A 23,025-nucleotide genomic window follows, 5' to 3' on the forward strand; every position below is an offset into this window, starting at 1 on the left:
ACCACCTGTCGCTACCGACCGAAAACTGCCGTCGAAGTCGGATTCAAGTGCGATGGGAACCCAGAGTACCGAAGCATGGTTGACCCCACGTCAGATCTCGGTGAGGACGTCGACGAGAGCACGGCCCCGGAGTGTGCTACCTGTGGGACGAAGATCGTCCAGTCGCCGACGCACCGCGTCGTCACCGAGATCGAAGACGGTCTCGTCCGACACCACCACTTCTGTAGCGACGACTGCCGAGACGCCCGAGACGCCGCCTGAACGCCGTCTCGCTCCGCCAGCCTCGCTCCGATCGTGTCGTCCGTCACCGGCCCGCTCTGTGTGTCTAGTTCACATTTCACACGACTGTGTTATTGATTGTGATACTCGACACGCCGGATTTATGCCCTCCTGTCGACTACCGACGGTAATGTCCCGCTACGGTGGTCTGTCGACCGACCTCGTCCCCGCCGACGCGACGTCGCTACTCCAGTCCGGCGTCGCGACGTCGACGACGGACGTACTGCTCTCGACGCACTCGCTCTACTTGCTCGCTGGGATCGTGCTGCTGTATCTCGGCGCGGAACTGCTCGTCGACGGCGCGGCCCGACTCGCGCTCGGGTTCGGTCTCAGAGCCGCCATCGTCGGCGTCACCGTTGTCGCCTTCGCGACGACCACGCCGGAACTGTTCGTCGCCATCCTCTCGGGTCTCGACCACTCGTCGAGTCTCGGACTCGGCGCCATCGTCGGATCGAACATCGCCAACATCGGTCTCGTCCTCGGCATCGCCGCCCTCATCCGACCGCTCTCGGTCGACGACGCCGTGTTCAAAGAGCACGTCCCCTTCATGGTCGCTGCTTCCGTGGTGCTCGTCGGACTGGGACTCGACGGCCGACTCGGGCGGTTCGACGGCGGCGTCTTCCTCCTCCTCTTGGCGGCGTTCACCGCCTACCTGTTCCACCGGATGCGCCAGTCCGAGGGTCCCGTCGAGTCCGACGAGGTCGACCTCGACGAAGACGTCGACCCCCGACTCGCGGACGTGCTGCGACTCGCCGGCGGTCTCGTCCTCCTGCTTCTCGGGTCGCGGTGGCTCATCCAGGGCGGGCAGGGCGCACTCGTCGAACTCGGCTTCGGTCCCCGATTCGTCGGGCTGACCGTCCTCGCGTTCGGGACGTCGCTGCCCGAACTCGCCGCCTCGGTCGTCAGCGCGATGCGCGGCGAGTCCGAGTTCAGCATCGGCAACGTCGTCGGATCGAACATCTACAACATCCTCGCCGTGCTGGGCGTCCTCGCGCTGATGGTGCCGTTGAAAGTTCCGGTCGACACGATCACGTTCGACTTTCCGGTGCTCATCGGCTTCACCTTCGGGGTCATCGCACTCATGCTCCGCAACCGGGACGTCTCCCGGGTCGACGGCGGCATCCTGGTCGGCAGCTATCTCGTCTTCTTCTACTTCCTGCTCCCCTGAGACGGCTCGGTCGTCGCCAGAACCGTTCAGTCGTCGTTCTCGTGGCTCCTCTCGCTCTCCTCACCGACCGCGATGGGCGATCGGATGAGGTTCCCCACTGGGTCCACGATCCGTCGTAGTTGCGGACGTCCTCGTAACTTGCAAGTCCGGCGCGCGGTCAGCGGTCGTCCCAGAACTGGTCGAGGGCGAACGACAGCATGTCGGTACTGACCGGGGTGAACTCCTCGCGCTCTTGGGCGGGGAGGTACTCGCGGACGCTGTTCCACGAGTCGCGGGCGTAGCGGGCGTCGACGAACACGCGGACGCCCACCTCGTCGGTGCCGCGGATGACCCGACCGATCGCCTGTCGCGCCTTCCGGACCGCCGGCACCGTCAGCGCCGTCTCGAACCCGCTTCGGGACGCTGCCCCGCCCTGCGAACCTCCGCTCGCGTCGTTCGCGGGGGGCGATCCGAACTCGCGGTCGTACGCCGTCTTGACGGCCTTCGTCCGCGGACTCGACGTGTTGATGATGGGGACGCCGCAGACGACGGCCGCCGACAGACGGTCGCCGCGGTAGTCGACGCCCTCCGTGAGCGTGCCTCGCAAACTGGTCACGAGCACCTTGTCGTCGCCGCCGAAGAACTCCGTCTTCAGCGACTCGGTGGCGACGTCGTCGCTCGACTCGTCGACGAGCACGGGTTTGTCGAGTCGGTCGCGGAGGACGCCCGCGATCCACTCCGCCTCGCCGTAACTCGGCATCCCGACGAGGACGTTGCCCGGTCGACGGGCCACCTCGCAGACCGCGTCGGCGTACACCTGCCGCGTGGCGTTCTCCTCGCCCGGCGACCCCCGGTTGCCGTAGGTGAACTTCGGCGCGTCGACGGCGAAACTCGCGCGGTTCTCCGGCGGGAACCCCAGCCCGAACGTCCGCTCGACGACCGGCCGCCCCTCCGCTTCCAGATAGTCCAGCCCGGAGACGCGACGGAACACGTCGAGCGGTTCGAGCGTCGCACTCATCAGCACGCCGCCGCCGAACTCGGCCAACTGGCTGCCGATGGCGTCGCTCGGCACGCAGTTGTGGAGTGCGAGGCGGGCGTTGTAGGCCCGTCGCCACGAGTCGGGGGGCTGGCTCTCGTCCCACGTCCGCTCCAACTCGATCTCGCGGAAGTACCGCTCGTGGTCCTGCCGGTACCACTCGCCGAGGACGCGGCCGACGCCGGGTGTGGCGCGCTGCTTGTCTTCCGCTTCTGCGGAGTTCAGCACCCGTGCGACGACGGAGCCGACGACCTCCGCCCGCGCCCAGACGCCGCCGTCGTAGCCGGCGTCTCGTGCCCACTCCGTGATCTCGTCGGTCGCAGGTTCCTCGGGGTCCCGAAGCGGGAGTTCGTGGTCCTCCAGTCGCGTCAGGTCGGCCCGCCAGTCGGGTCGGACGCGGTCGAGCTGCGCCTTCACCCGGCGGTCCAGTTCCTCGCGCAGGTCACGGACGAACTGCCGGAGCTCCTTCAGTTCGGCGAGCGTGACGTCCGACTCCTCGAGTTCGGCCCGGACGAGATCGGCGTCGGCCGTCGACGTCGCGCTCTCGTCGTCGAACTCGAGGGGCTGGATGACGCGCGTCAGTTCGGACTCGGCGTCACGGAGACTCACGTCGCCGACGGCGTCGCTGACGAGATCGCGCACTCGCGGTTCCAGCATGTGCGCCTCGTCGCAGACGAGAAACGTCGAGTCGTCGAGCAGTGCGCCGGTGAACGTCGACGCCGTCGTCGGATCGAACGCGTGGTAGTAGTTGCCGACGACGACCTCGACGTGGGGGAGCACTGCCCCCATCGTCGAGTGCGGACAGGTGCCGAACCCCGCCGACAGCGACACGAGGTCGTCGGGTTCGAGCAGCCCCCGGTCGGCGAAGTCGAACGGCACCGCCTCGACGGGGTCGCCGTCCTCCGGGAGGTCGTCGAGGAACTGCGCGTAGAAGGGGCAGAACTCCGTGTCGCCGTACTCGGGCGTCTCGGGGGGATACGGCGTCGGATCGCCCGCAGTCTCGAGATAGTCAGGGCCGCCCGCCCCCGAGTCGGCGAGGCCGGTCTGGGCCTGCCGCGCCTGCGAGACGAGCGACGCCGCGGTGGTGTCGCCGCCGTCGCCGACGAGGTTCCGCGTCCGCTCGCGGAGTCCCTCACAGCGGTCGTAGACGTTCGTCTCGTCGACGCCGGCGACGCGTTCGCGACTGTACGGACAGACGTCGGCCTTGCCGACGAGCGTCAGTCCGGAGACGGGTCGCCAGTCGTCGGGGAGGTTCTCGTTTATCGTCCGGAGGTCGTCCTCGAACTGTCGCAGTTGCTGCTTGACGCTCGTGAGGACGACCACCCGTTCGTAGTCGGAGTCGGGGTCGCGGACGCGGTCGATGCCCGCGGTGAGCGCGAGCATGGTCTTGCCAGTGCCACAGGCGCCTTCGAGTACCGTGAACCCGCCGCGCGAGGCCGTCTCGATGGCGGTCTCGATACCCTCCGCCTGCTCCGGATACGGCTCCGCGTGGCCGAACACCGACTTCCAGGTCACGACGTTCCCTCGCTCGTAGCCATGGTTAGCTGTATCGGAGCGTGGTCGCGGCTTCACACAAAAACTCTGGTTCCTTCACAGGAGACTCGCCCCGTGGACGACGACCGAGAGGTTGTTCGCGAAGACGAACAGCCCGACCGCGAGCAACGTCCCGAGCCAGAGTTCGATTCCGAACGCGAAGTAGCGAGCGTACGGGTCGGGCGTCCGCCGAAGCGTCCGAACCACCCCGGCGAAGCAGACGCTGACGACCACCACCGCCGCCACGTGGACGCCGACGAGCGTCGGGAGGTTCTGCCGAAGGAGCCACGCCATGAGCGGGTTGCTCTCCGCACCGACGCCGACGACCGCGGCCGCAGCGAGCGACGTCAGGAGATCGACCGTCACGAGCAGGAACAGCGAGACGGCGATCCAACTCCAGTACTCCTCGATGCGTCGTTCGCGGCGGGTCGACGGCCGACGCCGTCGACGGTGTCGTCCGCACACGTCAGCTCCCACCCGGCTCTGATCGTCTCATCTACCGACTCCGACAGTCGCGACCGTGATGAACGTCGGGGGTGAGCGCTCTCACGCGTCGGGGGCGACGCGAGCGGTCGTGTTCTGCGACTCCGCCGAGGCGGCCTCGACCGCCGCGAGCGCGTCGATCTGACGGCCGTGCTCCGTCTCGCGTGCGGTCGACTCGAGCAGCTGTTCGATCTGTCGCGGCGAGAGTTCGCCGTCGCGTGACTTCACGAGCGCGGCCGACCCCGCGACGTACGGGGCCGCCGCCGACGTGCCGTAGAACGTTCCGGCAGTCGTCGTCTCGACACCGTCGGGAGCGGTGACGTCGGGCAGCGCGCCGGTCCGGTCCTGCGAGCTGTACGCTCGGACGTGACCGCTCTTCGCGTCGAGCGCACCGACGGTGATGACGCGCTCGCTCGTCGCCGGCGCGACCATGCTGCCCGCCGCCGTCGTGTACGTCAGCGAGTGGTGTGGCGAGAACAGACGGAGCTGTGTCTCGTCGGCCGCGTCCTCGTGGGCGTAGACGCCGACGTAGTAGACTCCCTTCGGGACGACGGCGTCGACCGTCTCGACGGGCGAGGCGTTCTCGCCGTCCTGTCGCGTCGTCGACTTCGCGACGACCGGGTCCTCGCCGGGCGTCTTCCGGTAGAGATAGAGGTCGTAGTCCGCCGAACTGTTCCAGTAGAGCTTCAGCGAGACGCGTCCGCTCGTCACGTCGCCACCGGCGAGAGCGTTCGACTCGGAGTCGGGCGCGAACGAGACCCACTCCTCGCCGTCGGCGACGCCGGCCCAGTGACGGTCGGCGTAGTTGCCCGCCGACGTGACGAAGACGACGCCCCGGTCGGACGCGCGCTCGGCGGCCGCCGAGATGCGGTTCATCTCGCCCGTCGTCGGCGCGAAGTAGCTCCCCGAGTCGACGATGACGTCGACGTCCCGCTCGACCAGCCAGTCGACGGCGTCGGCGTACGACTGTGGCGTGGGACTGTCGCCGACGCCGGCGAGATAGAGCGCCGCGTCCGGAGTTGTCCGGGTGACCACCTCGGCGACGGCCGTGTCGTGGGCGGTCTGCGTGGTGTGACGTCCCTCGTCGGCGCGGTAGTGGCCGTCGACGCGGTCGGCGATGGCGGCGTTGTCGGCGTCGAACGCGCTGCCGACGACGCCCACCTTCACGCCCTCGCCGGTGATCCCTCGTCTGTGCAGTTCGTCGGCACGGATCGCACGCACCCCGTCGGTGCCGCGACTGCCCTCGCTGTGGAGCCCGGCGATCGACTCTCGAGGGTCGTCGACGGTGGCTCGCGCCTCGATCGACGCCTGTATCGCGCCGCGTTGCATGACGAGGAGGTCGTCGTACTGAGAGGGGCCGCCGAGGGAGGCGTCGCCCGGCATCGACGACCGCGTGAGCGCGGGGGCTGCGAAGGTGGACACGAACAGGAGCGCGAGCACCAGGTGGACGGCGACTCGTCGCGGGCGCTGGCTCACACCCGTTCACCCCTGATTCGCGTCCTCCCCATTCGCCTACCTCCGCTGGTGGTCCCAGACGGCGACCACGGCGAGGACGAGCAACCCGCCGAGGAGGAACGTCGCACCGGGCGGCAGTAGCCCGAGAAGCGGTTCGGTCGCGCCGCCGACGCTGTCGCCGACGCGGGGGGCGGTCCCCGGACCGCCGACGTCGACGACGCTCGTCCCGAAGGCGAACTGGACGAGGAGACTCGCGACTCCGAGTACCGCCACCGTCCCGAGCAGCCGTCGCAACGAGTCCAGAAACGTCGACCGGTCGTCTTCCCGCCCGACGCAGACGACGAGCGAGTCGTCGGTCGGCGCGTAGACGTTCATCTCTCGCCCTTTCACCGAGTATCGCGTGTCGGTGACCTGTACCAACCCGGCGTCCTGCAGGTTCGTCAGGTGGTGTCGGATGTTCTGGAGCGAGGTGTCGACCGTCTCGGAGAGTTCCGAGGCCGTCGCGGGAGCTTCGTGAAGCGCGGTGAGAATGGAACGGGCTGTCTCCGAGGAGAGCGAACTGATGAGTCGGTCCGACTCCTCGTCGTCGAGCCAGAGCACGCGGAGGTCACCGTCTCGCGTCTGAGACGGTTGCGTGTCAGACGGTAGCAGCCCTGACATATTCCTCCATTATACGGCGAAGAAGTAAACCCTTCGGAATCCGTTAACACACGTCGAGATAGAGTGTTCGGGCGACGAATCGGTTACGAGGCGCTCACGTCGGTCGGTTCTGCCGCGGATCCGGGGAACGCGTCGAGGACGTACAGCACCGTGAGGCCGAGGAGGACGACAGTGAGGCCGCCCGCAGCGGCGAGGAAGACGACGTCGAACGGGAGACCGGCCTCGCGGAGATAGCCGAGCGTCCCGCTCCCGCCCGCCTCGATGAGGAGCGCGGTCCCGCTGAAGACGGCGTAGGCGGCCGCCCGGTTGTCGGCCGGCAGCACGCCCAGGACGTAGGTGTCGAGCGCCGGAAAGAGACTGTGGACGACGTAGCCGATCGCCGCCGTGACCGCGAACAGCGCCGCCCGCGAGGAGACGACCGTCAGCGCGACGAGACAGACGACGAACGCGAGGTGGATCGCGAGGACGTAGGGGACGTTCGGCAGTCGGTCGGCGAGGCGGCCGCTCAGCCAGAACGCGGGGACGCCGGCCGCGAAGACGACGGTCAGCATCGTCCCGGCCGTCGTCGGCGACAGCCTCTTCACCGTCGTCATGTACTCGACGTAGAAGTTGAACAGCCCCTGCCAGACGAAGCCGAGCGCGGCGACCATCACCACCCCGAGCAGGATGGTGCGCCAGTGGGCCAGCGCCGCCAGGAAGTCGCGGTCTGCGTCGGCGTTCTCGGGCACCGTGTCGCCGTCGGCGACGACGGCGAGCGCGAGCGTCACGACGGCCGCCGCGGCCGCCAGCAGCCAGAACACGGCTCTCCACGTCGCCTGCGAGAGCAGCCAGACGGCGAGCGTCGGCACGACGACCGCCGCGAGCTGGCTCGCCATCCCGTGGATGCCGACGACCCGGCCGACCGACTCCGGGTAGAGTTCGCCGAGCAGCGGGACCGCCGAGACGAAGTACGCCCCCGAGGCGAGACCGACGCAGAACGCCCCCACTTGGAGCGTCAGGAGCGACGTCGCCGACGCGGTGAACGCGGCGGCCGCCGTGAGAAGCACGCCAGTTCCGAGGACGACCCGGTGGCGCGGCACGCGCGTCAGGAGCACGCCGACGGGGATGCGCGGCAGCGCCGACCCCCACCAGACGAGCGAGATGACGAGGCCGACGGCGGCCGAGCCGACGCCGAACTCCGTCCGGAGCGGGTCGACGAGCGGCGCGAAGGCGACTCTCCCGAAGTTGACGAGGAAGACGAACCCACAGAGCGTTCCGAACAGGCGGCTGGTCACTGGGACACGCTTCGTCGAGAGGCGGGTCAAGCGTTGCGACTCGCCCGCTCGTGTGTCCGGCGGTATCGCCCTCCCTACAGTCCCCGAGCGGTCGTCCGGCGACCCCGAGAGATTAACAGGCGGCCGGGCGAATCCCGGACCATGATAACCGCCGAACGCATGGCCGTCGTCGACCGCAACGCGGCGGCGCTGGGCGTCCTTCAGAAACAGCTGATGGAGTCGAGCGGCAACGCAGTCGCCCGCGCTGTCCGCGAGGCCGCAGACCCCGGCACGACGGTCGCCGTCGTCGCCGGCCGCGGCAACAACGGCGGCGACGCCTTCGTCGCCGCCCGCTTCCTGAAAGAGTACGACGTGACGGTCCACCTCCTCGGTCGTCCCGAGACGATCACGACCGACATCGCCCGCGAGAACTGGGAGGCGCTCGAAGCCGCTGAGGCCGACACCACCGTCGTCCGCGACTCCCGTGACCTCGCTCTCGGCGAGCCCGACGTCGTCGTCGACGCGATGCTCGGCACCGGCATCACCGGATCGCTCCGGGAACCGGAGGCGTCGGCCGCTCGCGCAGTCAACGAGGCCGACGCGACGGTCGTCGCCGTCGACGTCCCCTCCGGCGTCGACGCGAACACCGGCGAGGCCGCCGAGGGGGCCGTCGAGGCCGACCGCGTCGTCACCTTCCACGACGCGAAACCGGGGCTGACCGACCTCGACGCCGCGGTCACCGTCGCCGACATCGGCATCCCCGCGGCCGCAGAGCGGTTCGTCGGCCCCGGCGACCGCCAGATCCTCGCGGGCGTCGGCGGCGACACCAAAGGCGAGAACGGGCGGGTGTTCGTCGTCGGCGGCGGTCCCTACACCGGTGCGCCGGCGCTGAGCGCGCAGGCCGCGCTCCGAGCGGGTGCGGATCTCTCGTTCGTCGCCTGCCCCGACAGCATCTTCGACGTGCTCGCGGGCTACGCGGAGGACCTCATCGTCCAGCCGTACGACGGCGACCACCTGACGCCCGACCAGGTCGACGACCTCGTGGACACGGCCGAGCGCCACGACGACGTGGTCGTCCTCGGTCCCGGCCTCGGGACGCACGACGAGACGATGGAGGCGGCCCGTCAGTTCCTCGCCCGGTTCGAGGGGCCGGTCGTCGTCGACGCCGACGCGCTCTCGGTCGTCCCCGAGGTGGAGACCGACGCGACGCTCGTCTGTACGCCCAACAGCCACGAACTCGCCGAGATGGGCGGGCCGGACGTCGACGACCTCCGCGAACACACCGACGAGATCGAGTCGTTCGCCGCCGAGCTCGGACACGTCGTCCTCGCGAAGGGGAAGTACGACGTCGTCAGCGACGGCGAGACGACGCGCGTTTGTCGAGCCGGCACGCGCGGGATGACCGTCGGCGGGACGGGCGACGTGCTCGCGGGCGTCACCGCGGCGCTTCTCGCCTCCCACGACCCGTTCGACGCCGCCTGCCTCGCCCCCTTCGCCAACGGGACGGCCGCCGAACTGCTCGACGACCGCCACGGCGGACTGCTGGCGTCGGACCTCCTGGACGAACTGCCGCGGGCGCTCTGGGGAGAGGGTGAGAACGATGAGTGATCCGAGCGACGACCCGACCGGGACGGAGGAGCTGACCCACACCGACGCTGAGGGGAACGTCCAGATGGTCGACGTCGGCGCGAAACCCGACACGGCTCGCCGGGCGGTCGCCCGCGGGACGATCCACCTCCAGCCGTCGACGGTCGAGGCCATCGAGGCCGACGAGATCGGGAAGGGCGACGTGCTCGCCACCGCCCGGATCGGTGCGATCCAGGCAGTCAAACACACCTGGGAGACGATCCCGATGTGTCACCAGATCCCGATCACGAACGTCGAGACGACCTTCGACGTGCGCGAGGACCACGTCGTCCTCGACGTCGTCGTCGAGACGACCGGGAAGACCGGCTGTGAGATGGAGGCGCTGGAGGGCGTGACGACCGGTCTCAACGTCGTCTGGGACATGGTGAAAGCGGCCGAGAAGGACCAAGACGGGCAGTACCCTGGGACGCGCCTCACGGACGTCGAGGTGGTCTCGAAGGAGAAGCGAGCGGTCGACGACCCCGAGTAGCGCAGCTCAGCTCGTCGCCACCGACAGGTCGGCGGCTTTCGACCGTGCCTTCTCGACGATCTCCGGGCGTGCCTTGAACTCGATGAGGACGTTCTCGTCGGTGTACTCCTCCTCGTCGACGTGGCCGTGGTCGTGGATCCACGAGACGACGCTCATCGTCTCGTCGGTCATCGGCAGCATCAGCCGTTCCTCGTGCCACGCGGGCAACTCGGCCTCGATGCGGCGGCACAGTTCGTCGACGTTCTCGCCGGTCAGCCCGGAGACGGCGACGGGGTTGGGCGCGAGCGCGGTCAGCGCCTGCATCTTCTCCGCCAGCTCCTCGTCGTCGACCGTGTCGATCTTGTTCAGCACCGTCACGATGGGTGCCTCGTTGCGCTCGTACAGCGTGTCGTGGCTGGTGACGAGTTTCTCGCGGATCTCCTGGACCGACTCGCTGGCGTCGACGACGAGCAGGACGAGGTCCGCGCGGTAGACCGAGTCCAGCGTCGACTGGAACGACTCGACCAGCCAGTGGGGCAGATCGGAGATGAACCCGACCGTGTCGGTCAGGAGCACGTTCCGCATCCCCGTGTCCGCCCGGCGGGTGGTCGTCCCGAGCGTCGTAAACAGCATGTCCTCCGACTCGGCGGTCGTCTCGAGGTCCGGGTGGAGCTCCTCGTTCTCGTCGACGTCGAGGTCGGCGGCGAGGCGACGCATCAGCGTCGACTTCCCCGCGTTGGTGTAGCCCGCCAGCGCGACGAGGTCGAAGCCGGACTCGCGGCGCTCGGCGCGACGCGTCTCCTCCTTGTCGGCGATGGCGTCGAGCTCCTGCTTGATGTTGGAGATCTGGGCCTTGATGTCGCGCTCGCGGCTCTCGTCGTACTCGCCGAGCCCCATGAACCCGGGGCGCTCGTCGCGCTTGGCGAGACTCGCCTTCGCGGCGGCTCGCGGCAGTTCGTAGCGCAGCTCGGCCAGTTCGACCTGCAGTTGGGCCTTCCGGGTCTGCGCACGCTGCCCGAAGATGTCGAGGATGAGCGTGAACCGGTCGACCACCTCGACTCCCTCGGGCAGTTTCTGTCCGATGTTGTACGTCTGATACGGCCCGAGTCGGTTGTCGACGACGACGGTGGTCGCCCCGGTCTCTCTGACCAGCGCGGCCAGTTCGTCGACTTTCCCCTTGCCGAAGCCGTAGGCGGCGTCCTCCTCTCGGGTCTGTGTGAGCGACCCGACGACGTCGTAGCCCGCGGCGTTGGCGAGGTCGGTGATCTCTTCGAGGTCGGCTGTTCCGGCGTCGACGCGCTTTGCGACGACTGCTTTCGTCCCTGTCATAACAGTAGTTCTCGGGCGGCGTACGCGGCGTGGTGTGCGGCTTGCACTGTCTCGCGTTCCGCTATGCTCTCGATGTACTTGAACGCTGGTTGGAACTCCAGGCCGACGCGTTCTGTCGGCTCTTCGTAGAACTCACCGTGTTCGGCGACGATAGGGCCGTCGGGGGCCGTCGGGAGTTCCGCGACGGCGTCGGCGACGACCGCCAGCGTCGCGTCCAGCGTCGGCTGGGCGCGACTGGTGGCGAACCCCATCCCTTCGATGCTACGGATGCGCGTCGAGTCGACGACGGCGTGGACGGCGGCGGCGACCATCAGATACTCGCCGGCCTCCTCGTGGCGGCCGCTGATGTCGACGCCCACCACCTCAGGGGTGGGGGCTCTCCACCTCGCGTTCGTCTGTCCGTTCCATACTCGCGCGTAGGTCACCGTCACTCTTGAAGCTTCCCGGCGACCGCTCGGGAGGACGAACGCTCTCGACAGCTGAGTGTCTCCCTTCTTTTATTTTACTTTTTATAGACCTGTTTCTCTTCCGAACAGCTATCTGCCGACGCAGCACAAAGGTCTTAACAGAGAGTGACAGATACGTGACTATGGTACAAGCGGACCTCCCCCTCGCGATCGACTTCCGGCAGCTCGGCGTCGAGGCCGGATCGGGTGCGATCGTCGGCGGTATCGTCGGTTTCGCCGCCAAGAAGGTCGCCAAAGTCATCGCCGTCCTCGTCGGTCTCGAACTCGCACTGTTCAAGTTCCTCGAGTCGCGCGAGATCCTCAGCGTCGACTGGGAGAAGCTCACCTCGGGGCTCGTGAAGACGAGCGAGAGCGCCGCGACCGACGCACCGCCGGACTGGGTGATGACCATCCTCTCGACGCTGTCGATCTCCGGCGGGTTCGCCGCCGGTTTCCTCCTCGGCTTCAAGAAGGGATAGCTCGCCGTGAACGGTGCGGCTTCCCACGACACCGCACCACTGGATCGAGATGTTCGCAAAAGGTACGCTCACGGTCCGACGTCCGTCTGCTCGCGGCGCGTCTATCCGGGACATCACTCCGCACTCGGTGTTCGGTCAGTTCCGAGTGTCACTCGCGTGGTATACGGTACCTCTCGTCTCCAATGATTTAACCGTCTCCATCTCCCATATAACCTGTGAGTGAAGAATCAGGGCGTCGGAACCTTCGGATGCCCAACAGTGACGAGATGTTCGCCGTCGTGACCGAGATGCTCGGTGGAAACCACGTTCGCCTCCGCTGCCAGGACGGGAAGGAGCGATTGGGCCGGATCCCCGGTCGTATGAAGTACCGGACCTGGATCAACGAGGACGACGTCGTCCTCATCGAACCGTGGGACTGGCAGGACGAGAAGGCCAACATCGAGTGGCGCTACACGGGGCAGGACGCAGACCAGCTCCGCCGCGAAGGCCACATCCAGTAGACCGCGTCTCGACCGGCACACTCCACGTCACTGCTGGCTGATTCGTTCGAACCGACACAGAACAGTCTTCTGCACGCTTCTATCGTGAGTCGCTGACTACTCCAACACTGCCGAGAGAGGGTGCTCGGCCGAGCGAGGCGACTACCGGACGTTGAGGTCGTCTTTGTCCTTGACGACGCGGGTCTCCGCCTGGCCGCTGGTCAGGTCGTTGACCAGGTCGTAGAAGTCGTTCTGCATCCCGGCGGGGAACGTCAGCACGCCGACCCACGAGCCGTCGTTCTGCCACTCCTCGCGTTCGAGGTCGCCGAACTTCCGGACGCGGGCCTGCGCGCTCCCGGCGTACTCCGCGGGGAGGTTGACCGCGATGGTGACCTCGGCGAAGCGGATGGGGATCACCGGACGGAGCGCGTCGAGCGCGTCGTCGACCTGTGTCTCGACCGGCTCCATCGGGTCGATCTTGAACCCCGCCTCCTCCAGCGCGCGCTCGATACGCTCCGGGGGGTGGGGGGCGTCGTCCATCTGCGGGTTGACCGCGTTGCGCGCGATGCGAGTGATGAGCTGTTTGCGCTTCTGCTCTTGCATCTCGCGGCGCTGTTCGGCGGTGATCTGGATCTCCCCACGTTTGACTACCTCGGGGATGATCTCCATCGGGTCCGTCGTCCCGAACACCTTCTCCAGGTCGCTCTCGGCGGGCCGGTCCCCGCGGGAGGCGTCCTCGAAGACGTCCTCGGCGGCGATGACATCTTCCAGCTCGCCCTCGAACTCGTCGCGTTTCATCGCCAACGCCGCGTCGGGGTCGATGAGCACCTCGAACCGGGCGCCGTGCGATTCGAGTCGTGCCGTCACGGCTTCGTCGAGTGAAATCATACGACGGGATACCACCTCCGACGTTAAAAGCTCTCCCCGACGCTGACAGGAATCGATCGATGTTCCCCTCGTGCTCAGAGGGATTCTCGGAGGAGTTCAGAGCTCTCACGTCCGGGGACCGATTCACACGAGTCGTGGGGTTAACCGGAGGGCTGCGGTTGCTCCGATAATCCCTCTCAGAACCCCTTTCCGAGCAGTTCGCGGGCGACGATGTTCTTCTGAATCTCCGAGGTCCCCTCGTAGATCTGCGTGATCTTCGCGTCGCGGTACAGTCGCTCGACGTCGTAGTCGTCGACGTAGCCGGACCCGCCGTAGATCTGGACGGCCTCGTCGGCCGCGTCGGTGGCGACCCGCGAGGCGAACTCCTTGGCCATCGACGCGAGCGCGGTCAGCTGTCCCTCGTCGTTGTCGACGCTCCACGCGGACTTGTAGGTCAGCTGTCTGGCTGCCTCCGTCCGGATGTGCATGTCGGCGAGTTTGTGCTGTATCGCCTGGAACTCCCCGATGGAACGCCCGAACTGCTCTCGTTCCTGTGCGTAGTCGAGGGCGCGTTCGCAGGCCCCCTTGGCGATGCCGACGCCCTGTGCGGCGACGGCGGTGCGGGTCTCGTCGAAGAACTGCATCAGCTGGAGAAACCCCATCCCCTCGGTGCCGACGAGGTTCTCTTCGGGGACGCGCACGCCGTCGAATCTCAACTCTGCTGTGTCGCTGGCGCGGATACCCAGTTTGCCGGTGAGTTTGTCGGCCTCGAACCCGTCGCGGTCGGCCTCGACGACGATCTGTGAGAACCCCGAGTAGCGGTCGTCGGCGTCGGGGTCGGTCTGACACATCACGACGAAGTAGTCGCCGACGCTCCCGTTCGTGATCCACATCTTGTTGCCGTCTATCACCCACTCGTCGCCGTCTCTCTTCGCACGCGTCGAGACCGAGGTGACGTCGGAGCCGGCCTGCGGTTCGCTGATGGCCGCGCCCATCACGGCCTCGCCTTCGGTGATCGGCGGGAGATACCGCTCTTTCTGCTCGTCGGTGCCGAACTCGACGATCGCCTCCGCACCGAACCCGGCGCTCGTGACACACAGTCCGATCCCGGGGTCGACTGCGAACAGTTCCTCGGTGACGAGCGCGTTCTCCAGCGACGAGTAGCCGACGCCACCGTACTCGACCGGGAAGTGTGCCCCCGTCAGCCCCATCTCGGCAGCCTTCTCGACGATCTCGTACGGGTACTTCTCCGCTCGGTCGTACTCGCTCGCGACGGGCGCGATCTCGTTCTCGGCGAACCGCCGGACCTCCTCTCGGATGACGCGATGCTCCTCGGAAAGTGCGTAGTCCATGACAGACAATAACAGACAATTTCGGTATAGCTGTTTTGACACTCGAAACAACGCACTGGCCGTGGTTTCGACGGCGACCGGTCGTCCGTCGGTCGAGGGACGCGAAACGCTATATCGCCCTCCCGCCTCTCTCGGGTGATGAGTACGACGTCCCCCGAGGAGAGTCTCGAAGCACGGATCGAGCAGTTCGTGATGCGGAACTTCCCCCAGATTCAGCTGCACGGCGGCGACGCCGGTATCGACGCCGTCGACGAGGAGACGGGCGAGGTGTGGATCTCGCTCACGGGTGCGTGTTCGGGGTGTGGCATCTCTCCGATGACCATCCAGGCGCTGAAGCGTCGGATGCTCGCCGAGTTCGACGAACTCAGCGAGGTCCACGCCGGAACGGGGATGTGGGCGCACGACCGCGGCGACGGCGGCAACGACGACACGTTCTCGGACGTGCCGTTCTGACGCCACCCACGAGACGGGCGTCGACGGTGCTTTTGAGGGGTGCTAAACGCCGATAAGGGGGTATTACTTAACGTCGTCGTCGCCGTTGGTCCGGGCGAGTCATGGCCACCACAGTCTACCACGTCGTCTGTCGCGACTGTCACGTCGAGTCGCTCGTCGACACCGAGACCGCCGCCGAGCAACTCGTCGACAGCCACGTCACCGAATCGGACCACACCGTCGAGTTCGACCGGGTGGCCTGAACGGTCGTCGACGATTCTCGCCACTACTTGCAGTCGCCGTCGCTCTCGACGCCGTGCGTCCGAAGAAACAGTGACCGACGGGGAGCGTCGACCGACTAGCCGAGCTGTTCGACGACGTCGACGAGGTCGGCTTTGTCCTGGACGCCGACGACCGTCTTCGCCTCCTCGCCGTTCGCGAAGAACTTCAGCGTCGGCACCGAGCGGACCCCGTGGGTCTGGGCGAACTCCTGGAGCTTCTCGATGTCGACCTTGGCGACGACGGCGTCGGTCTCGGCGGCGATCTCCTCGAGCGTCGGCTCGAGCATCTTACACGGGCCACACCAGTCGGCGTAGAAGTCGGCGAGGACGACGTCGTTCTCGTCGACGAGGCGTTCGAAGTGGGCTTCGTCTTCGACGTGGATCGGCGTTCCGGTCGTCTCGGTTTCGCTCATGCCCCCATCTACTGATGGGACGGGCTTAACTATTGAGTAGGTATGTCGGTCGTGTGCACGACCGACTCAGACCGCGTAGTGCAGGACGACGCCGTCGTCCAGCCGTTCGACGTCGGTCAACTCCAGTCGCGGGAACTCGTCGGCGTCGACGAACCCCTCGCCGTCGGCCAGGGTCGGCGCGTCCCGACCCCCGATGACCAGCGACCCGACGTACAGGGAGAGTTCGTCGACGAGGCCCGCCGCGAACAGCGAGAAGATGAGCTCACCGCCCCCCTCGACCATCATCCGCTCGACGTCGTGGCGCTCGAGCGCCTCGAACCCGGCCGCGAGGTCGACGCGTTCGTCGCCCGCCCGGAGGACGACGGCCCCCGTCGCCTCGAGCGCCTCGACCCGGTCGTCGGGGGCGACGTCGGCGACGAGGAGGTAGGTCGTCGCCTCGTCGTCGAGGATCCGTGCGTCGGTCGGCGTTCGGGCGCGCGAGTCGGCGACGACGCGGGCCGGGTTGCCGGGACGGCCGTTCCGGAGTCGCTGGACGCGGCGGTCCTCGACGTCGAGCGCGAGGTGGGGGTCGTCGGCGAGGACGGTGCCGACGCCGACCATCACCGCGTCGGCCGCCGCCCGGAGTCGGTCCATCCGGTCGAAGTCCTCTGGACCGCTGATCTCGACCTGCTCGCGCCGCCGCGAGGAGAGTTTCCCGTCGACGCTCGTCGCGGCGTTGACGACGACGTGCATAGTAGACGTGGTCGCGCGGGGGGAGAAAACGGTTTTCGGTGCTTCCGAGACGGGGTGGGCTGCGGACTCCGTCTCACTCCGTCCACTGGCGGCGAATCCCGTACCGAGGCGGGCTTTTAAATAATCCCGCAGGCAACGTAGGGCAACATGGTTCGAGTGTTGATGCTCGGGTGGGGATACCCGCCGAACGTGACGGGCGGGTTGGACACCCACGTCGGCGAAGTGTTCGATCGGATGGAAGCGCGCGACGACGTCGACGCGCAGTTGATTCTCCCCTCGGAGTACGCGCCGGAGGGTCGCGAGAACATCGAGGGAGTCGCCACGGGCGACGGTGACATCATCACTCGCATCGGGCGGCTGAGCAAGCGGTTCGCCGAGAAGGCTGCCGAGGGCGACTTCGACGTCGTCCACACCCACGACTGGTTCGGCTACGGTCCGGGGTCGCGCGCCCAGCAGAGCGACGAGGACGTCAAGTGGATCACGTCGTTCCACTCGCTCTCCTCGGATCGGAACGTCGACCCGCCCCAGCGGGAGGTCGAGACCGAACAGCGCGTGACCAACCGCTCGGACTTCCTCATCTCCGTCAGTCACCTGCTGGCGGACAAACTGAAACGCGAGTACGGCGGCGACTCCCACGTCGTCCACAACGGGTTCACCGAACCGGAGTTCGGCGGCCGCGACATGAAAGCCGAGTTGGGAATCGACGGCGAGATGCTGTTCTTCGTCGGCCGACACACCGACCAGAAGGGGATCTCGCATCTCATCTACGCGATGAAGAAGCTCCGGAACCCCGACGTGACGCTCGTCGTCGGCGGGAAGGGCCACCTGACCGAACAGCTGAAGAAGTTCGTCGAACTGCTCGGCGTCGAGGAGCAGGTAGAGTTCGTCGGCTACATCCCCGAGGAACAACTGGGCGACTACTACGCCTCCGCGGACGTGTTCGTCTCGCCGTCGCTGTCGGAACCGTTCGGCATCACCGTCACCGAGGCGCTCGCGGCGGGGACACACGTCGTCTCGACGCCCGCCGGCGTCATCGAGTGTCTGCCGGAGGACTGCGTCGTCGAGGTCGAGATCGACTCCGAGTCGATCGCCGGCGGCATCGAGAAGGGACTCGAACGCGCCCGCGAGGGGCCGCCGGAGTACGAACCACGCACCTGGAACGAAGTGGTCGACGAGACTATCGACGTCTACGAGACGGTCGCCGCGGGCGACTACTGATAGGGGTTATCGTCGCCAACCGGAAGACCGGCCATCCCCGGCAGACCACAGGGTTCGATTCTCTTGAAGAAAATCTATGAGATTCTACGATAACCCCTCTGAGCGGATCGAGCTGCCCGACTCGGACGGTTTACCGGTAGACGCAGTACTCGGTCACTTTCTCGCCGTGGACGATGCGGAACCCGTCGCTCGTCTTCGTGACGCCCGGGCCGCGTCGAATCGACTGGTACGGACTGTCGTCGGGGACCGACTGGTAGGGGCTGTCGTCCGGTACGGACTGGTACGGACTGTCGCTCCGCGCCGACTGGTACGGACTGTCCAGGTCGGCGTCGAACCCCTCCGGCGGCAGGTAGATCCGTTCGCCGCTCTCCGAGCGGACGACGACGGCCGCCTCCTGCGTTCCCGTGATCGTTATCTCCGTCTTCCCGTCGGCCACGCGCATCGAACAGTCGAACTCCTCGGGCATGCCCGGGAGTGGACGCGCGGGACACTTAGCCCTTCGTACCGGTGCAACCGTCGGACCCCGCGTGCAACGCTTTTTACCGCAGGGGGACCAAGACGTGTCTGATGCAGTTAGACGACCATGCCGAGGAGCTCGCCTCCGCTCTCGGCGTTGACAAAGAGGAGGTCAAGAACGATCTGGAGAACCTCGTACAGTACAGCGTTCCGCTGGACGAGGCCAAGCAGAGTATCCGACGAAAACACGGTGGTGGCAGCGGCGGAAGTTCCCCGTCGACGAAGGACGTCGCCGACGTGACGCCCGAGGACGGCAGCGTCAACGTGACGGCGACGGTGCTCACCGTCGGCACTCGCACGATCCGGTATCAGGGTGACGACATCACCATCCGTGAGGGCGAACTCGCCGACGAGACGGGGAAGCTCTCGTACACCTCGTGGCAGGACTTCGGCTTCGAGGCCGGCGACTCCGTCACCGTCGGTAACGCCAACGTCCGCGAGTGGGACGGCAAGCCCGAACTGAACCTCAACGACAGCACGACCGTCGCGATGGCCGACGAGCCCGTCGCGGTCGACTACTCCGTCGGCGGCGACGCCGACCTCATCGACCTCGAACCCGGCGACCGCGGCCGCAACGTTGAGGTGCAGGTGCTGGAGGTCGAAGAGCGGACCATCGACGGCCGCGACGGGGAGACGGAGATCCTCTCGGGCGTCCTCGGCGACGAGAGCGCACGACTCCCCTTCACCGACTGGAACCCCCACGAGGCGCTCTCGGAGGGTGCGAGTCTCCGGATCGAGGACGTCTACATCCGTGAGTTCCGCGGCGTCCCCTCGATCAACCTCTCGGAGTTCACGACGGTCACCGAACTCGCGGCGCCGGTCGAGGTCAAGGAGTCCGCACCGCGACTCGGCATCCGCGAGGCCGTCGACACCGGCGGGATGTTCGACGTGGAGGTCGTCGGCAACCTGATCGCCGTCCGCGACGGCTCCGGACTCATCGAGCGCTGTCCGGAGTGCGCTCGCGTCATCCAGAACGGTCAGTGCCGGAGCCACGGCGCGGTCGACGGTGAGGACGACCTGCGCGTGAAAGGCATCCTCGACGACGGCAGCGACACCGTCACGGTCGTCCTCGACGCCGAACTCACCGAGGAGATCTACGGCGGCGACGTCGCCGACGCGAAGGAGGCCGCACGCGAGGCGATGGACAAGGAGGTCGTCGCCGACGACATCCGCGAGGAGGTCGTCGGCCGCGAGTTCCGCGTCCGTGGCAACCTCTCGGTCGACGAGTACGGCGCGAACCTCGACGCCGACGAGTTCGCCGAGTCCGACGACGACCCCGCAGCGCGCGCCCGCGAACTGCTTGCGGTCGTCTCGACCGAGGAGGTGGGCGCATGAGTTCGACAGACTCCAACGACAACGGCCCGGGACGACGCGAGGTCGCCCACCGTCTGTTCGCCGCGGAGTTCGACGACGCCTCGCTGTCGTACTCCGAGAGCGACGAGGAGCGCGCCCCGAACTACGTCGTCACGCCGACCGGCGCGCGCGTCAACCGCCTGTTCGCGGTGGGCGTGCTCACCGAGAAGGAGGACGTCAACGAGGACGTGCTCAGAGGTCGTATCGCCGACCCGACGGGCGCGTTCGTCACCTACGCCGGACAGTACCAGCCCGACGAGATGGCGTACCTCGACCGGACGACGCCGCCGGCGTTCCTCGCGTTGACGGGAAAGGCTCGGACGTTCGAACCGGAGGACTCCGACCGCGTGTACACCTCCGTCCGGCCGGAGAGCCTCAACGACGTCGACGCCGACACCCGCGACCGCTGGGTCGTCACGACGGCGGAGGCGACGCTCGAACGCGTCGCCGTCTTCGCGGAGGCGCTCGACTCCGACGCCCGCGGCGACGTGCTCGCGACCGAACTCGAAGCCCGCGGCGTCGCTCCGTCGCTGGCGTCGGGCATCCCGCTGGCGATCGACCACTACGGTACGACCCGCGCGTATCTCGAAGCCGTTCGGCGACTCGCCGTCGACGCGCTGGAGGTCGTCGCGGGCGACCGCGACGAGGTCCGTTCGCTCGACGTCGCGCCCGGCGAGGATGGTGACGCGACGCTCGGCCCGCTGCCGGCCGTCGATCTCGCGGACGCACCCGAGCGGGAGACGCCCGCGGAGGTCGACGCCAATGTCGACGTCGACGTCCCCGCCGAGGAGTCACCGGCCGCCGCGACGACCGACTCGACGGCGTCGACGGAGACGCTCGTCGACGACGACGCCGAGGCGGAGACCGACGTCGCCGCAGAACCGGCCGAGGCTGTCGAGGTCGGCGACGCCGCGACGGAGACCGTCGACGGCGAGGCCGCAGACGACGCGGAGACCGAAACCGAGGACGCGACGGAACCGACGGAGGCCGTCGCCGAACCGAGCGATGCGACCGCCTCGACCGACAGCGTCGTGGACGAGACGAGCGGGGCCGCGGAACCGGCAGAGGCGGCCGCCCCGACTGGCGACGTCGGAGACACGACGGACGACGCCGACGGACTCGAAGACTTCGACGACACCGGTGTCGATAGCGACACCGACGCCGACGACGCCGGACTCGGCGACTTCGACGACGGAGTCGAGGAGACGGCAGACAGCGGTCTCGGCGACTTCGGTGACGGCGACAGTAACGCCGACGCCGCCGACGCCGATACCGACGACGCCGAGGCAGGCGACGAGGAGTCCGCAGACGGGATGTACGAGCTCCCCGAGGAGGAGCGACAGGAGGTCGAAGCGGAGTTCGGCACCGAGTTCTCCACCGGGAGCGAGGTCGACGACCCCGGCGAGGCCGACATCGACGTCCCGGACGCCGACGACCTGCAGGCGGAGATCGACGAGGAGGCAGCGAACGACTCGGCCAACGCTCCCGAGGCCGACGCCGAAGACGTCACCGCCTCGACGGACGGCAGCGTGGACGAGGAGCGCGACGCGACGGAGTCGGAGACCGACGCGTCCGCCGCGGACGTCGACCTCGAAGCCGTCGCCGTCGAGGCGATGGACGAACTCGACGACGGCGACGGGGCGGACCACGACGCCGTCGTCGCCGCGGTCGTCGAGCAGTACGGTGCCGACCCCGGCGACGTCGAGGACGCTATCCAGGACGCGCTGATGGGTGGACAGTGCTACGAACCCGACGAGGGACAGCTGAAGGCGATCTGAGCCGATGAGTCGATGACCCGATGACCGCGGTCGAACCGCTTCCGGGCGAACCCGCCGCCGTCGCCGACCTCGGCGGCGAGCGCGCGCTCGTCGTCGCCGACGTCCACTGCGGCATCGAGACGGCGCTGCGCTACGAGCGCGGCGTCGAACTCGCGAGCAACGCCGACGTCCGCCGCGAGCGCCTGCTGTCGCTCCTCGACCGCAGTCGCGCGGACCGTCTCGTCGTCCTCGGCGACCTGGGCCACCGCATCGGCGACCCGCGCGGTGACGAACGCGAGGAGTTGGAGACGCTCGTCGCCGCGGTCACCGACCGCGTTCCGCTGACGCTCGCGAAGGGGAACCACGACGGCGGCGTCGCCGCGGCGTTCGGCGACCGCATCGAGGTGACCACCGGCGACGGCGCACGCTTCGGCGACGTCGGCATCCTCCACGGTCACACGTGGCCGAGCGAGGTCGTACTGTCGGCCGAGACGGTCTGTGTCGGCCACGAGCATCCGGCGGTGAAACTCACCGACTCGGTCGGCGGCAGCCGCGTCGAACAGAGCTGGCTCCGCGGGTCGCTCGACAGGGCGGTGTTCGCCGAGGGGCTCGGCGTCGACGTCTCGGAGCTCGAGTGGAACGACCCGGAGCTCGTCGTCTTCCCGGCGTTCAACGACCGCTCGGGCGGGACGTGGGTGAACGTCGAGGGACAGGGGTTCCTCGCGCCGTTCCTGCCCGAGGCGCTCGTCGACGGCGAGGCGTATCTCCTCGACGGGACGCGCCTCGGCGACTACCGACGGGTGTAGTCGGCCGACAGTTCGGAACGAGACGACCGCAGTCTCACACCGACGCAGACGTGTCCGACCGCACCGAGACGCCACCCACGTTCCCGAGGCGCTCCCACTCGACGGCGTCGGCCTCGGTGTCGCACCGTCGGACCCGAACCGGACTCCAGCGCGACCCGCCGTGTTCCGCCGAGAGTTCGTAGCGGACCCCCGAGTGTCGCGGCCGGAGTTCGAGTCGGAGGCGCTCGTTCGGGACGTAGTCGATCGCGGTCGCTCGGCCCTCGATCTCGGTGTCGTCGGTGAGCAGCACCCGGACGTGGTCGAAGACGTCCAGTTCGCCGAGTGTGGTGACTTTACTCATACGTGGAGAATGGGTCGCGGCGAGCATCAACCCCTGTTCTGTCCGACTGGGTGGTCTGTCTCGGCTAACCGTAGGCGCGTCGGCACTGTCCCTCGGGGCGGCCACAACTCATTCCCGTCGTGGCGGCGAATCGTCGGGTGATGAAAGCATCCACCATCGTCATGCTGATCGGCGCTGCACTCACCATCTTCGGGCTCCCGATCCCTGGACTGTCGGTGCTCGGTCTCATCATCTTCGTCATCGGTGCAGTGGCGCGGTTCCTCGACTTCTAAACGTCGCTCTCG

The 23,025-nt window shown here is 67.7% G+C and carries 26 protein-coding genes; 13 read left to right on the top strand and 13 right to left on the bottom strand.

Annotation, left to right across the window (positions count from 1 at the left end; all coding sequences use genetic code 11):
• Nucleotides 1-75 precede the first annotated feature (75 nt).
• The gene (locus EOHIBHHM_RS17210) at nt 76-261 is read left to right on the top strand and encodes a DUF7576 family protein (RefSeq protein ID WP_497252765.1); all 186 of its coding nucleotides are present in this window, start codon (nt 76-78) and stop codon (nt 259-261) included.
• Between the two features lie 241 nt (nt 262-502).
• Entirely contained in the window at nt 503-1,447 is a 945-nt protein-coding gene (locus EOHIBHHM_RS17215; protein ID WP_497257036.1) for a calcium/sodium antiporter, read from the top strand.
• A gap of 157 nt (nt 1,448-1,604) precedes the next feature.
• Here EOHIBHHM_RS17215 and EOHIBHHM_RS17220 read toward each other — a convergent pair whose 3' ends face one another.
• From EOHIBHHM_RS17220 to EOHIBHHM_RS17240, 5 genes are all read right to left on the bottom strand, one after another.
• Nucleotides 1,605-3,977: an ATP-dependent DNA helicase gene (locus EOHIBHHM_RS17220; protein WP_497252767.1), complete on the bottom strand. Its 2,373-nt coding sequence runs from the start codon at nt 3,975-3,977 to the stop codon at nt 1,605-1,607.
• A gap of 75 nt (nt 3,978-4,052) precedes the next feature.
• Complete coding sequence (locus tag EOHIBHHM_RS17225) at nt 4,053-4,460, bottom strand: hypothetical protein (protein WP_497252769.1); 408 nt, start codon at nt 4,458-4,460, stop codon at nt 4,053-4,055.
• Nucleotides 4,461-4,541: 81 nt separating this feature from the next.
• Complete coding sequence (locus EOHIBHHM_RS17230) at nt 4,542-5,954, bottom strand: S8 family serine peptidase (protein WP_497252771.1); 1,413 nt, start codon at nt 5,952-5,954, stop codon at nt 4,542-4,544.
• A gap of 36 nt (nt 5,955-5,990) precedes the next feature.
• The gene (locus tag EOHIBHHM_RS17235) at nt 5,991-6,593 is read right to left on the bottom strand and encodes an ArsR/SmtB family transcription factor (RefSeq protein ID WP_497252773.1); all 603 of its coding nucleotides are present in this window, start codon (nt 6,591-6,593) and stop codon (nt 5,991-5,993) included.
• A gap of 83 nt (nt 6,594-6,676) precedes the next feature.
• Nucleotides 6,677-7,867, bottom strand: coding sequence for an MFS transporter (locus tag EOHIBHHM_RS17240; protein WP_497252775.1), 1,191 nt, complete (start codon nt 7,865-7,867; stop codon nt 6,677-6,679).
• Between the two features lie 141 nt (nt 7,868-8,008).
• Here EOHIBHHM_RS17240 and EOHIBHHM_RS17245 point away from each other — a divergent pair, with 141 nt between their 5' ends.
• Nucleotides 8,009-9,454 (top strand): NAD(P)H-hydrate dehydratase, encoded by a 1,446-nt coding sequence (locus EOHIBHHM_RS17245; protein WP_497252777.1) that lies wholly within the window; start codon nt 8,009-8,011, stop codon nt 9,452-9,454.
• The gene (moaC, locus tag EOHIBHHM_RS17250) at nt 9,447-9,962 is read left to right on the top strand and encodes a cyclic pyranopterin monophosphate synthase MoaC (RefSeq protein WP_497252779.1); all 516 of its coding nucleotides are present in this window, start codon (nt 9,447-9,449) and stop codon (nt 9,960-9,962) included. The genes EOHIBHHM_RS17245 and moaC overlap by 8 nt, the downstream gene beginning before the upstream one ends.
• A gap of 6 nt (nt 9,963-9,968) precedes the next feature.
• Here moaC and hflX read toward each other — a convergent pair whose 3' ends face one another.
• Both hflX and EOHIBHHM_RS17260 read right to left on the bottom strand, forming a co-directional pair.
• Entirely contained in the window at nt 9,969-11,270 is a 1,302-nt protein-coding gene (gene hflX / locus EOHIBHHM_RS17255; RefSeq protein WP_497252781.1) for a GTPase HflX, read from the bottom strand.
• Nucleotides 11,267-11,581, bottom strand: coding sequence for a DUF2209 family protein (locus EOHIBHHM_RS17260; protein WP_497257038.1), 315 nt, complete (start codon nt 11,579-11,581; stop codon nt 11,267-11,269). The genes hflX and EOHIBHHM_RS17260 overlap by 4 nt, the downstream gene beginning before the upstream one ends.
• A gap of 278 nt (nt 11,582-11,859) precedes the next feature.
• Between EOHIBHHM_RS17260 and EOHIBHHM_RS17265 the strand changes: the two genes are divergently transcribed.
• A complete protein-coding gene (locus EOHIBHHM_RS17265) occupies nt 11,860-12,195 on the top strand; it encodes an FUN14 domain-containing protein (RefSeq protein WP_497252783.1) in 336 nt (111 codons plus the stop codon).
• A gap of 215 nt (nt 12,196-12,410) precedes the next feature.
• Nucleotides 12,411-12,695, top strand: coding sequence for a translation initiation factor eIF-1A (eif1A, locus tag EOHIBHHM_RS17270; protein ID WP_083850995.1), 285 nt, complete (start codon nt 12,411-12,413; stop codon nt 12,693-12,695).
• Nucleotides 12,696-12,836: 141 nt separating this feature from the next.
• Here eif1A and EOHIBHHM_RS17275 read toward each other — a convergent pair whose 3' ends face one another.
• Nucleotides 12,837-13,562, bottom strand: coding sequence for a ribosome assembly factor SBDS (locus EOHIBHHM_RS17275; protein ID WP_497252785.1), 726 nt, complete (start codon nt 13,560-13,562; stop codon nt 12,837-12,839).
• A gap of 176 nt (nt 13,563-13,738) precedes the next feature.
• Nucleotides 13,739-14,893, bottom strand: a complete 1,155-nt coding sequence (locus EOHIBHHM_RS17280; RefSeq protein ID WP_497252787.1) for an acyl-CoA dehydrogenase family protein — start codon at nt 14,891-14,893, stop codon at nt 13,739-13,741.
• A 138-nt stretch (nt 14,894-15,031) separates the two neighbouring features.
• On the opposite strand from EOHIBHHM_RS17280, the gene EOHIBHHM_RS17285 reads away from it, so the two are divergent.
• Together EOHIBHHM_RS17285 and EOHIBHHM_RS17290 are read left to right on the top strand one after the other, a co-directional pair.
• The gene (locus EOHIBHHM_RS17285) at nt 15,032-15,346 is read left to right on the top strand and encodes a NifU family protein (protein ID WP_497252789.1); all 315 of its coding nucleotides are present in this window, start codon (nt 15,032-15,034) and stop codon (nt 15,344-15,346) included.
• A 101-nt stretch (nt 15,347-15,447) separates the two neighbouring features.
• On the top strand, nt 15,448-15,588 hold the full coding sequence (locus EOHIBHHM_RS17290; RefSeq protein WP_497252791.1) for a hypothetical protein: 141 nt from the start codon (nt 15,448-15,450) through the stop codon (nt 15,586-15,588).
• A 95-nt stretch (nt 15,589-15,683) separates the two neighbouring features.
• On the opposite strand, the gene trxA is transcribed toward EOHIBHHM_RS17290, so the two are convergent.
• Both trxA and EOHIBHHM_RS17300 read right to left on the bottom strand, forming a co-directional pair.
• A complete protein-coding gene (gene trxA, locus EOHIBHHM_RS17295; protein WP_497252793.1) occupies nt 15,684-16,019 on the bottom strand; it encodes a thioredoxin in 336 nt (111 codons plus the stop codon).
• Between the two features lie 66 nt (nt 16,020-16,085).
• Entirely contained in the window at nt 16,086-16,751 is a 666-nt protein-coding gene (locus EOHIBHHM_RS17300; RefSeq protein WP_497252795.1) for a 2,5-diamino-6-(ribosylamino)-4(3H)-pyrimidinone 5'-phosphate reductase, read from the bottom strand.
• A gap of 162 nt (nt 16,752-16,913) precedes the next feature.
• On the opposite strand from EOHIBHHM_RS17300, the gene EOHIBHHM_RS17305 reads away from it, so the two are divergent.
• Entirely contained in the window at nt 16,914-17,969 is a 1,056-nt protein-coding gene (locus EOHIBHHM_RS17305; RefSeq protein WP_497257040.1) for a glycosyltransferase family 4 protein, read from the top strand.
• 130 nt (nt 17,970-18,099) lie between these two features.
• Here the strand turns inward: EOHIBHHM_RS17305 and EOHIBHHM_RS17310 are convergent, their stop codons facing one another.
• Entirely contained in the window at nt 18,100-18,435 is a 336-nt protein-coding gene (locus EOHIBHHM_RS17310; protein WP_497252797.1) for a DUF7510 family protein, read from the bottom strand.
• Nucleotides 18,436-18,536: 101 nt separating this feature from the next.
• Between EOHIBHHM_RS17310 and EOHIBHHM_RS17315 the strand changes: the two genes are divergently transcribed.
• The 3 genes from EOHIBHHM_RS17315 to EOHIBHHM_RS17325 are packed head-to-tail and all read left to right on the top strand — an operon-like array spanning nt 18,537 to nt 22,401.
• A complete protein-coding gene (locus tag EOHIBHHM_RS17315) occupies nt 18,537-19,820 on the top strand; it encodes a Single-stranded DNA binding protein (RefSeq protein ID WP_497252799.1) in 1,284 nt (427 codons plus the stop codon).
• Nucleotides 19,817-21,616 (top strand): RPA family protein, encoded by a 1,800-nt coding sequence (locus tag EOHIBHHM_RS17320; protein ID WP_497252801.1) that lies wholly within the window; start codon nt 19,817-19,819, stop codon nt 21,614-21,616. Before EOHIBHHM_RS17315 ends, EOHIBHHM_RS17320 begins: the two co-directional genes overlap by 4 nt.
• A gap of 20 nt (nt 21,617-21,636) precedes the next feature.
• Nucleotides 21,637-22,401 (top strand): metallophosphoesterase, encoded by a 765-nt coding sequence (locus tag EOHIBHHM_RS17325; RefSeq protein ID WP_497252803.1) that lies wholly within the window; start codon nt 21,637-21,639, stop codon nt 22,399-22,401.
• A 34-nt stretch (nt 22,402-22,435) separates the two neighbouring features.
• On the opposite strand, the gene EOHIBHHM_RS17330 is transcribed toward EOHIBHHM_RS17325, so the two are convergent.
• Nucleotides 22,436-22,741 (bottom strand): hypothetical protein, encoded by a 306-nt coding sequence (locus EOHIBHHM_RS17330; protein ID WP_497252805.1) that lies wholly within the window; start codon nt 22,739-22,741, stop codon nt 22,436-22,438.
• A 140-nt stretch (nt 22,742-22,881) separates the two neighbouring features.
• Between EOHIBHHM_RS17330 and EOHIBHHM_RS17335 the strand changes: the two genes are divergently transcribed.
• Complete coding sequence (locus tag EOHIBHHM_RS17335; RefSeq protein ID WP_497252807.1) at nt 22,882-23,013, top strand: hypothetical protein; 132 nt, start codon at nt 22,882-22,884, stop codon at nt 23,011-23,013.
• The last annotated feature ends 12 nt before the right edge of the window (nt 23,014-23,025 follow it).

Source organism: Halogranum roseipondis, assembly GCF_059695585.1.

Coding starts and splice junctions, on each gene's coding strand:
- moaC (WP_497252779.1), top strand. CDS start 9,447: ATGAGTGATCCGAGCGACGACCCGACCGGGACGGAGGAGCTGACCCAC.
- EOHIBHHM_RS17315 (WP_497252799.1), top strand. CDS start 18,537: ATGCAGTTAGACGACCATGCCGAGGAGCTCGCCTCCGCTCTCGGCGTT.
- trxA (WP_497252793.1), bottom strand. CDS start 16,019: ATGAGCGAAACCGAGACGACCGGAACGCCGATCCACGTCGAAGACGAA.
- EOHIBHHM_RS17260 (WP_497257038.1), bottom strand. CDS start 11,581: ATGGTCGCCGCCGCCGTCCACGCCGTCGTCGACTCGACGCGCATCCGT.
- EOHIBHHM_RS17330 (WP_497252805.1), bottom strand. CDS start 22,741: ATGAGTAAAGTCACCACACTCGGCGAACTGGACGTCTTCGACCACGTC.
- EOHIBHHM_RS17290 (WP_497252791.1), top strand. CDS start 15,448: ATGGCCACCACAGTCTACCACGTCGTCTGTCGCGACTGTCACGTCGAG.
- hflX (WP_497252781.1), bottom strand. CDS start 11,270: ATGACAGGGACGAAAGCAGTCGTCGCAAAGCGCGTCGACGCCGGAACA.
- EOHIBHHM_RS17210 (WP_497252765.1), top strand. CDS start 76: ATGGTTGACCCCACGTCAGATCTCGGTGAGGACGTCGACGAGAGCACG.
- EOHIBHHM_RS17245 (WP_497252777.1), top strand. CDS start 8,009: ATGATAACCGCCGAACGCATGGCCGTCGTCGACCGCAACGCGGCGGCG.
- EOHIBHHM_RS17310 (WP_497252797.1), bottom strand. CDS start 18,435: ATGCCCGAGGAGTTCGACTGTTCGATGCGCGTGGCCGACGGGAAGACG.
- EOHIBHHM_RS17280 (WP_497252787.1), bottom strand. CDS start 14,893: ATGGACTACGCACTTTCCGAGGAGCATCGCGTCATCCGAGAGGAGGTC.
- EOHIBHHM_RS17305 (WP_497257040.1), top strand. CDS start 16,914: ATGCTCGGGTGGGGATACCCGCCGAACGTGACGGGCGGGTTGGACACC.
- EOHIBHHM_RS17325 (WP_497252803.1), top strand. CDS start 21,637: ATGACCGCGGTCGAACCGCTTCCGGGCGAACCCGCCGCCGTCGCCGAC.
- EOHIBHHM_RS17320 (WP_497252801.1), top strand. CDS start 19,817: ATGAGTTCGACAGACTCCAACGACAACGGCCCGGGACGACGCGAGGTC.
- EOHIBHHM_RS17300 (WP_497252795.1), bottom strand. CDS start 16,751: ATGCACGTCGTCGTCAACGCCGCGACGAGCGTCGACGGGAAACTCTCC.
- EOHIBHHM_RS17275 (WP_497252785.1), bottom strand. CDS start 13,562: ATGATTTCACTCGACGAAGCCGTGACGGCACGACTCGAATCGCACGGC.
- EOHIBHHM_RS17235 (WP_497252773.1), bottom strand. CDS start 6,593: ATGTCAGGGCTGCTACCGTCTGACACGCAACCGTCTCAGACGCGAGAC.
- EOHIBHHM_RS17285 (WP_497252789.1), top strand. CDS start 15,032: ATGAGTACGACGTCCCCCGAGGAGAGTCTCGAAGCACGGATCGAGCAG.
- EOHIBHHM_RS17265 (WP_497252783.1), top strand. CDS start 11,860: ATGGTACAAGCGGACCTCCCCCTCGCGATCGACTTCCGGCAGCTCGGC.
- EOHIBHHM_RS17335 (WP_497252807.1), top strand. CDS start 22,882: ATGAAAGCATCCACCATCGTCATGCTGATCGGCGCTGCACTCACCATC.